At 61.6% G+C, this 1,276-nt stretch carries 1 protein-coding gene; it reads left to right on the top strand.

Going from position 1 to position 1,276, the window contains the following annotated elements; all coding sequences use genetic code 11:
• Window positions 1-1,100, top strand: a 1,100-nt coding sequence (locus B5V02_RS10570; protein ID WP_111544175.1) for an MFS transporter, incomplete at its 5' end; no start/stop codon positions are given.
• Window positions 1,101-1,276: the final 176 nt, after the last annotated feature.

Raw genomic sequence — 1,276 nt, 5'->3', positions numbered from 1 at the left:
TCAGTCTTCAGGGAAACATCTTTCCATTCCTGAGGGTCGAACTCGACATCAGCTACCGCACGATCGGCCTCCATCCGACCGCATTCGCCTGCGGGATCATTCTGGTGGGGTTGCTCGGTCCGCGGGTCATCAGCCAGTTCGGTCGCCGGCGGATGCTTATGGTGGGCGTTTTCGGTTTCGCCACGGCCGCGGTGCTCTTATGTCTCGCTCCAGCGGCGCCGGTCAGCATTGCGAGCTTCGCGCTTCTTGGAATGTCGGGGGCGTTCATTCCAGTGATTGTGTTCTCAACGCTCGCCGACGTTCGCGCGGAAAACCGTGCAGTCGCATTTAACGAGGCTACCGCGATTGCCTCAATGTTTGGTATCATCGCCCCTATCCTGACTGGCCTCTGCATCTATGCTGGTCTCGGCTGGCGGAGCGCTGTTCTGGCCGCCGTTGCCTACGGCTTGGCGGTGCTCGCGAGTCTTACGCGCGTCGGCGTACCAGCGTTCGATACTGCTGCGAGCGCACCAAGCGGGATGCTCCCACTTGCATATTGGGCCTACTGGACCGCGGTCGCGTTTGGGATCGCGACAGAATTCTGTGTGCTCCTTTGGGCGCCGACGTTCCTCGAAAGCGTGGTCGGCTTATCCGCTGCGGCCGCGGCTACGGCGGCCGTTGCATTTGCCGTCGCCATGGCCGTCGGGCGCCTCGCAGGGAGCCGCATTCTCCGCATAATCGCTGTGCCGACGCTGTTTGTTGTGGCAGTCACCGTGGCGCTCTTGGGCTTCTTGTTTTATTGGGGAACGAGCGATGCGGCGGTCTCAATCGCCGGCCTGTTCGTCCTCGGCTTCGGAATCTCGCTCTTCTATCCGCTCGTCTCCGGTCAGGCGATCGGTGCGACCCTCGTGGCCCAGCACGACAGGGCGAGTGCCCGGACGGCGCTCGCTGGGGGCGTGGCGATCCTTACCATGCCGGGGTTGCTGGGCGAACTTGCCGGTCGCGTCGGGCTGCACAACGCCCACTTGCTGGTGCCGACGCTCATCGTTGCTATGCTGGCCGCTTTCCTGGTCGGTCGGGAGCTGGAGCGCCGATATCCATTCGCGCACCTAGATCAGTAGTCCGGCGCGCCCTGTTCTGGAGAATCCAACAGCAGATCATTCAGCGAACTCGGTGTTCGCTACAATCGAACATTCAAAATGCAGCGCAGTGCTTACATGTCGGACGGCAACCTCGTCTGGGCTAGCTCATCGTGGCAGCCCGCCGTTTCTAAAAGGAAGGATCAGCAACCTTGAAT

It is taken from the genome of Mesorhizobium kowhaii (assembly GCF_003253745.1).
In the GTDB taxonomy this organism is placed as follows: domain Bacteria; phylum Pseudomonadota; class Alphaproteobacteria; order Rhizobiales; family Rhizobiaceae; genus Mesorhizobium; species Mesorhizobium kowhaii.
Note: the sequence above shows the minus strand (reverse complement) of the source record. Positions and strands in the feature narration are given on the sequence as shown.